At 72.9% G+C, this 7,184-nt stretch carries 8 protein-coding genes; 5 read left to right on the plus strand and 3 right to left on the minus strand.

What is annotated here, in order from left to right; translation table 11 throughout:
* Window positions 1-116 precede the first annotated feature (116 nt).
* Window positions 117-908 (minus strand): aquaporin, encoded by a 792-nt coding sequence (locus ACIPKM_RS04325; RefSeq protein ID WP_402716135.1) that lies wholly within the window; start codon window positions 906-908, stop codon window positions 117-119.
* An 83-nt stretch (window positions 909-991) separates the two neighbouring features.
* On the opposite strand from ACIPKM_RS04325, the gene ACIPKM_RS04330 reads away from it, so the two are divergent.
* On the plus strand, window positions 992-1,435 hold the full coding sequence (locus ACIPKM_RS04330; protein ID WP_070417017.1) for a Fur family transcriptional regulator: 444 nt from the start codon (window positions 992-994) through the stop codon (window positions 1,433-1,435).
* A gap of 117 nt (window positions 1,436-1,552) precedes the next feature.
* Window positions 1,553-3,082, plus strand: coding sequence for a catalase (locus tag ACIPKM_RS04335; protein WP_070417016.1), 1,530 nt, complete (start codon window positions 1,553-1,555; stop codon window positions 3,080-3,082).
* Window positions 3,083-3,351: 269 nt separating this feature from the next.
* On the opposite strand, the gene ACIPKM_RS04340 is transcribed toward ACIPKM_RS04335, so the two are convergent.
* Together ACIPKM_RS04340 and ACIPKM_RS04345 are read right to left on the minus strand one after the other, a co-directional pair.
* Window positions 3,352-3,918: a GNAT family N-acetyltransferase gene (locus tag ACIPKM_RS04340; RefSeq protein WP_402736241.1), complete on the minus strand. Its 567-nt coding sequence runs from the start codon at window positions 3,916-3,918 to the stop codon at window positions 3,352-3,354.
* Window positions 3,919-3,960: 42 nt separating this feature from the next.
* Window positions 3,961-4,830 (minus strand): VOC family protein, encoded by an 870-nt coding sequence (locus ACIPKM_RS04345; protein ID WP_092384582.1) that lies wholly within the window; start codon window positions 4,828-4,830, stop codon window positions 3,961-3,963.
* A gap of 112 nt (window positions 4,831-4,942) precedes the next feature.
* On the opposite strand from ACIPKM_RS04345, the gene ACIPKM_RS04350 reads away from it, so the two are divergent.
* The 3 genes from ACIPKM_RS04350 (at window position 4,943) to ACIPKM_RS04360 (ending at window position 7,057) form a co-directional block, all read left to right on the plus strand.
* Window positions 4,943-5,506, plus strand: coding sequence for a hypothetical protein (locus ACIPKM_RS04350; protein WP_402736242.1), 564 nt, complete (start codon window positions 4,943-4,945; stop codon window positions 5,504-5,506).
* The gene (lepB, locus tag ACIPKM_RS04355; RefSeq protein ID WP_336698983.1) at window positions 5,503-6,120 is read left to right on the plus strand and encodes a signal peptidase I; all 618 of its coding nucleotides are present in this window, start codon (window positions 5,503-5,505) and stop codon (window positions 6,118-6,120) included. The genes ACIPKM_RS04350 and lepB overlap by 4 nt, the downstream gene beginning before the upstream one ends.
* Before the next feature lie 121 nt (window positions 6,121-6,241).
* Window positions 6,242-7,057: an AraC family transcriptional regulator gene (locus ACIPKM_RS04360; protein ID WP_070417011.1), complete on the plus strand. Its 816-nt coding sequence runs from the start codon at window positions 6,242-6,244 to the stop codon at window positions 7,055-7,057.
* The last annotated feature ends 127 nt before the right edge of the window (window positions 7,058-7,184 follow it).

A 7,184-nucleotide genomic window follows, 5' to 3' on the forward strand; every position in this document is an offset into this window, starting at 1 on the left:
CAGGGGCATGCGACTGGCCTGCGCCTGGCATGCGTCCCGCACGTCGCGCCGCTGCGGACGAGCTCCGGGAGGCGCGGGTCGAGCCGGTCGCCCGGCCCGCCCGCGCCCGGGTCGGCTCAGGCCCGCGGCGCGTCGAGCTCGACCGTCGCGTCGTCCGCGCGTGACGTCCGTCCGATCCGACCGACCGCTCCCGCGACGACGGCGCCGAGCACGGGGAAGACCAGGAACACCCACCACTGCGCGAGCCAGTCCGGCCCCGCGAACACCGCGGTGGCGAACGACCGCGCCGGGTTCAGGGACGCGTTCGAGATCGGGATGAGCGTCAGCAGCAGGATCGTGAGGGTCGCGCCGATGACCACGGGCGCCGGGACCGCGCTCCCGCGGGCTCCGGTCACGCGGAGGATCACCGTCACGAAGACGGCCGTCGCGATCGTCTCGGCGAGGGCGACACCGAGCAGGCTGGAACCGCCGGGACTCTGCGCGTCGAAGCCGTTCGAGGCGAAGCCGCCGTCGAGCGTGCTCTGCAGGGCGGTGGCCGGTCCGAGTCCGGCGAACAGGACGAGGACGGCAGCCCCGGCCGTGCCGCCGACGAACTGGGCGACGAGGTACGGGCCGACGTCCGCCCACCGGTGCCGGCCGGCGACCGCGAGGCCGATCGTCACCGCAGGGTTGAAGTGCCCCCCGCTGACGGGACCGAACGCACTCGCGCCGATCATCACCACGAGGCCGAGGGTGAGCGCGACCCCGAGCAGCCCGATCCCGAGCGTGTTGTGCTCGTCGGGGAACACGGCGGTGGAGGTCGCGGCGCCGACGAGCGCGAACACGAGCAGGAAGGTCCCCGCGGCCTCGGCGACGAGGCGGGCGGGGAGCGCGGCGGGGACGGGAGTGACTGGTGGTGCATCTGTCATGACCCACCGTTCGCGCTCGACCATCGGATCGCCTGGTGTACAGTGGCCGTGTTGTCTTGATCTCTGCAAAAGAAAGGCTCAGCATGGACGTCGACGCCGACCTGCTCCGCGCCTCCGGTCTCCGGGTCACGACACCACGCCTGGCGGTCCTCCGCGCGACGGAGACCATGCCGCACGCGACCGCCGACGACATCGTCACCGCGCTCGCCGCCGAGCTGCCCACCACGAGCCACCAGGCGGTGTACGGCGTCCTCGCAGCACTGACCGGCGTCGGACTGGTCCGGCGCATCGAGCCTGCGGGCAGCCCCGCCCGGTACGAGCGACGGACCGGCGACAACCACCACCACATCGTCTGCACGATGTGCGGCGCGATCGAGGACGTCGACTGCGCCGTCGGCCACGCGCCCTGCCTCACCCCGTCCGAGACGCACGGCTTCGCCGTCACCACGGCCGAGGTCACCTACTGGGGCATCTGCGAACAGTGCGCCGCCGCCGAACGCGACGACACCGTGGCCGTCCCGGCCTGACCGCCGACACCCCGACCCGGGGACGACCGCAGTCGTTCCCGCTCCCGGCACCGAACCGGGACCACGAGCAACCCGAGCACCCCTGACCGAACCAACCGTTCCACCCAAGGAGGAACCGTGTCCGACCAGAACACGACGCCCGGCCAGCCGGCCGGCACCCCCACCACGACCACCAACTCCGGCGCGCCGGTGTCGAGCGACCAGCACTCCATGGGTGTCGGCGCCGACGGCCCCCTCGCGCTGCACGACCACTACCTGGTCGAGAAGCTCGCCCAGTTCAACCGTGAGCGCGTCCCGGAGCGGGTCGTCCACGCCAAGGGCGGCGGTGCCTTCGGTACCTTCACCGTCACGCAGGACATCAGCAAGTACACCCGTGCCGCGTTCCTGCAGCCGGGCAAGCAGACCGAGATGCTCGCCCGCTTCTCGTCCGTCGCCGGCGAGCAGGGCTCCCCGGACACCTGGCGCGACCCGCGCGGCTTCGCGCTGAAGTTCTACACCGAGGACGGCAACTACGACCTCGTCGGCAACAACACCCCCGTGTTCTTCATCCGCGACGGCATCAAGTTCCCGGACTTCATCCGCTCGCAGAAGCGCCTGCCGGGTTCGCACCTGCGCGACCACGACATGCAGTGGGACTTCTGGACCCTGTCGCCCGAATCGGCCCACCAGGTCACGTGGCTGATGGGCGACCGCGGCCTGCCGGCGTCGTGGCGCGAGATGGACGGCTTCGGCTCGCACACCTACCAGTGGATCAACGCCGAGGGCGAGCGCTTCTGGGTCAAGTACCACTTCCTCACCGAGCAGGGCCACAAGACCCTGACGCAGGAGGACGCCGACCGCATCGCCGGCGAGGACGCGGACTTCCACATCCGTGACCTGCACGCGGCGATCGAGCGCGGCGACAACCCGCGCTGGACCCTCAAGGTGCAGGTCATGCCCTACGCCGACGCCGAGGGCTACCGCTTCAACCCGTTCGACCTGACGAAGGTGTGGCCGCACGCGGACTACCCGCTCATCGAGGTCGGCACGATGGAGCTCAACCGCAACCCGGAGAACTACTTCGCGCAGATCGAGCAGGCGACCTTCGCCCCCTCGAACTTCGTCCCCGGCATCGCGGCGAGCCCCGACAAGATGCTCCTCGCGCGCATCTTCAGCTACGCGGACGCGCACCGCTACCGCGTCGGCACGAACCACGCGCAGCTGCCCGTGAACGCTCCGAAGAACGAGGTGCACTCGTACTCGAAGGACGGCGCGATGCGCTTCGACTTCCAGAAGTCCGAGGTCCCGGTCTACGCGCCGAACTCTCTCGGCGGTGCGCACGCCGACCCGGCCGCGACCGACGAGACCCCCGGCTGGGAGTCCGACGGCGCGCTGCAGCGCTCCGCCGCGACCCTCCACCCCGAGGACGACGACTTCGGTCAGGCCGGCACCCTGGTGCGCGAGGTCCTCGACGACGCCGCCCGTGAGCGCCTGGTCGGCAACATCGCCGGGCACGTCTCGAAGGTGACGCGCGACGACCTGCGCGAGCGGGTGTTCGCCTACTGGACGAACGTCGACGCCGACCTCGGCGCGCGCGTGCGCGCGGCGGTCGCGCCGAGCGCGCCCGGTTCGAACGAGGACCCGGAGAAGGTCGCGGTCGAGGCGTAAGCCCCGCTCTCACCAGACGGGAGGCGGGGGGGGGGGGGGGCCCCCCCCCCCCCCCCCCGGCCGGGGGGCCGGCGCCCCCCCCCCCGGGGGGGGGCCGGCCCGCCCCCCCCCCCCCCCCGCCGCGGGCCGGGGGGGGCCGGGCGCCCCCCCCCCCGGGCCCCCCCCCCCCCCGGCCCGGGGGGGGGGGGGCGCCCCCCCCCCCCCCCCCCCCGGGGGGGGGGGGGGGGGGGGCCCCCCCCCCCCCCCCGCCTCCCGTCTGTCGTCCCGTCCTAGACCTGCTGGCCGTTCAGCCAGATCGGGCCGGCCGGCCAGTCCTCGAGCCGCTCGGCGACGGGGAGCACCATCCAGCCGCCTTGGTCGGTCATCGGCAGCCCGGCGCCCTCGGCCGTGAAGGCCGTGTAGTCCGCGACGACGTCGTCGAACACGTGCCAGCCGAGGTTCGCGTAGAACGGCACCCGGTTCTCACCGGCGCCGAGGAACCCGTACGGCAGCGCCAGCCCCTCGAGCACGGCGTGCGCACGCTCCATCAGGTCGCGGCCCTTGCCGGTGCCCTGCAGTCGTGGTGACACCGCGACGAGGCCGGTGTCGCCGACGAGCACGTCCCGGCCGCCGACGGTGATGAACATCCGGCGGATCCCGACGTGGGCGAGGACGACGTCGTCGGCGTCACGGGCGAGCACGCGCCGCTCGGGCTGCATGCCCGCCCAGCTGCGGCCGCCCACGTACCAGTGCGACCAGTCCGGGAACGCCTGCCCCAGGAGCGCTGCGATCGCCTCGTGGTCGGGGAGCGACAGCGTGCTCTCCTCGACCACCTCCCACCGGATGTCCTCAGTCACGGGTCCATCCTGCCGGAGACCGTCCGTCCCGGTGCGGTGGGATCAGCCGCGACCCGGCGCCGTGACCTCGATCCGGTTCGCCCACGGGTCCTCGAAGGCGACCGTCCGACCGTCGTCCGCCGACCGCACCCCGGAGTCGTGCATCCGCTCGACCAGGGCGCCGAGGTCGTCCGCGCCGGGCACCTCGATCCGGACGAGACCGAGTCCGAGCGCGAGCTGGCGGCGTCCGGCCCCGCGCGAGTTCCACGTGTTCATCGCCATGTGGTGGTGGTAGCCGCCGGCGCTGACGAACAGCGCCTCACCCCAACCGGCCGTGGTCGCGAAGCCGAGTCGGTCGACGTAGAACTCCTTGGCGGTGGCGACGTCCCCGACCGACAGGTGCACGTGGCCGACACGTCCGGGGCGTGCCGCTGCGCCGTCGAGGGCGTCCTGCGTGAGGTGCTCCTGCAGGAAGGCGTTCGGGTCGACGGAGATGGTGGCCATGTCGACCATGCCGTGCGTCCACGACCACTCGGTGCGGTCGCGGTCCCAGTAGAGCTCGACGCCGTTGCCCTCGGGGTCGGTGAAGTAGAAGGCGTTGCTGACGAGGTGGTCGGCGCTGCCCGTGAAGGTCTGCGGGTACCGGGTCGCGACGGAGTAGAGCGCGGCGGCCAGGTCGGCCTTCGTGTCGAACAGGATCGCGGTGTGGAACAGGCCGGCGTCGTGCGGCCCGGCGTGCTGCATCGACGGCGCGTGCTCGAGGATGACGATCGGGGTCGTACCCCGCCCGAGCACCGCCACACCGCCCTCGTTCGACAGGAGGGACAGCCGCACGCCGTCGCGGTAGTAGCCGATCATGCGGTCGAGGTCGGCGACCCGGAGCGTCACGGCGCCCATCGAGGTGTCGGCGGCGAGGAGGTCCTGCGTGGTCATGCGACCAGTGTGCGCCCATTTGGTTGACGCGTCAACCAAATGGTCGTGACGTCTACCATTGCACTCGGTGTCCTGTCGGCTGCGCGGCCCCGGGCCGGGCCAAGATGGAGGGATGCCACGCACACGACGACTGCCGGACCGAGCGGGCGGCCGCGGTGGTGGCCGTCCGGACCGCCGCGATCTGCCGATCGAGCAGATGCGCGACCGGATGTCGTCGTACGTCTACGGCAACATCACCGTGCTCGCCGCCGCGATCGCCGTGGACCCCGCCGCGATCCACCACGGCTCGGCGGTGTGGGCGGTCCTCGGCACCGCGGTGCTCACGTACCTCGCGCACGTGCTGTCGCACCTGGTCGCGCACGGGCTCGGGGACGACGACGCGTCCGACGACGTCCGTCGCGAGTCCGTGGTCACCATCGTCCGCAACGCGAACCCGATCGCCACGTCCGGCCTCATCCCCGCGGTGCTGTACGCCGTCGCGTGGATCGGCTGGCTGCCCGCGTCGTGGGCGCAGACGGCCGCGCTCGTGATCCTCGTGGTCCGCATCGGCATGGTCGGTGTGTTCATGCAGCGGTTCAGCGGCAAGCGGCCGACGTTCCTCGGGCTCTGGGGCGGCATCGTGCTCGCCGCTGTCGCGTTCGTGATCGGTGTCGTCAAGGTGGTGCTGACGCATTGAGCGACGAAGCCGTCCCCGAGCCCCGCAGGCGTGCCCGCTGGAAGTTCCTCCGTGACCTCGCGATCATCGTGGTCGTCGCGCTGCTGGCGTCCTTCCTGGTGAAGTCGTACCTCGTCCGGTCGTTCTTCATCCCCTCGCTGTCGATGGCGAACACGCTCCTGGTCGGCGACCGGGTGCTCGTCAACGAACTCGTCCCCGGAGTGGTGCCGCTCCGACGCGGCGACGTCGTCGTCTTCGAGGACCCGGGCGGCTGGCTCGGACCCGGGCAGGGGAACGACCTCATCAAGCGGGTGATCGGCCTGCCCGGCGACACCGTCTCGTGCTGCGACGCGCAGGGGCGCCTGTCGGTGAACGGTCACGCGGTCGACGAGTCCTACGTCGTGCTGCAGCCCGGCTCCGACCGGGTCGCGCTGACCGACTTCTCGGTGACCGTGCCGAAGGGCCGGCTGTGGGTGATGGGCGACAACCGGTACGACTCCGCCGACTCCCGAGCGCACGGGACCGTCCCGGTGTCGGACGTCGTCGGTCGGGCGTTCGTCACGACCTGGCCGGTGTCGCGGTGGACGGTGCTGTCCCGGCACGGCGACGTCTGGGACGCGGTCCCGGACCCGTGATCGACGGCGAACGGCCGACCCGTTGCGCGACGCGGACGGGGGTCTCGCGTGCGCCGGACGGTCACGGTAGCGTTCGGTGGCCCGCCGGACCCGGCGCGCGGATCGTCGAAAGGAGGCTCTCGTGACGTCCTCCGACCAGCCGTTCGACTACCGCTCCGGCGGCGACGAGCACGTCTCCCTCCGGAAGATCCGCACCGGTGGGCCGCAGGCCGGTACGATCGGCCCCCGCCCCGACCACGTCGTCTTCGTACTCGCCAACGGCCGGGCGACGCTGACCGCCGACGACGGCAGCGAGTGGGACGTCGGGCCCGGACGACCGATGATGCTGTCGGCACCCGTCGCGTACGCGTTCGACACCGACGCGACCGCGATGACGCTCCTGCACGTCGCGCCCGCGATGCTCGGCGACGCCGAGGAGCCGTCGGAGTTCGTGCAACCGGACGCCGCCGACCCCGGCGTCGAGCCCCTGCTGACCCTGTTGCGCGAGGTGACCGACCGCATCCTCGACCCCGACCTCGACGCCACCGAGCGGGCAGCGCTGAACCGGCGGGTGGCCACGGTCGTGCTGTCGACGTTCACCCGGTCCCGCTCCGACGTCGAGCACCGGCTGCGTCGCGCCATCCGCTTCGTGCACGACCACGCGGACGAGGACCTCGAGGTCGCGGACATCGCCGCCGGCGCGGAGCTCAGCGAACGGGGTCTGCAGGACCTGTTCCGCCGCCGCCTCGCCGTGACGCCGATGCGCTACCTCCGCGAGGTCCGCCTGGACCGCGTGCACCTCGAACTCACGTCCCGCCGGGGCGGGGTCGTGACGGTCCGCGACATCGCGCGGCGCTGGCGCTTCGCGCACCTCGGCCGGTTCGCGGCCTCGTACCGGCAGCGGTTCGGCGAGAGTCCGCACCAGACGCTCCGGCGGTCGGGCCGTTCTGAGGGCTGATCAGCCGGACCCCGTCCAGGAGGCGGGGGGGGGGGGGGGCCCCCCCCCCCCCCCCCCGGGGGGCGCCCCCCCCGGGGGGGGGGGGGGGCCCCCGCCCCCCCCCCCGGGCCCCCCCCCGCCCCCGCGG

Source organism: Curtobacterium sp. NPDC086286, from assembly GCF_044746255.1.
Taxonomy (GTDB): Bacteria; Actinomycetota; Actinomycetes; order Actinomycetales; family Microbacteriaceae; genus Curtobacterium.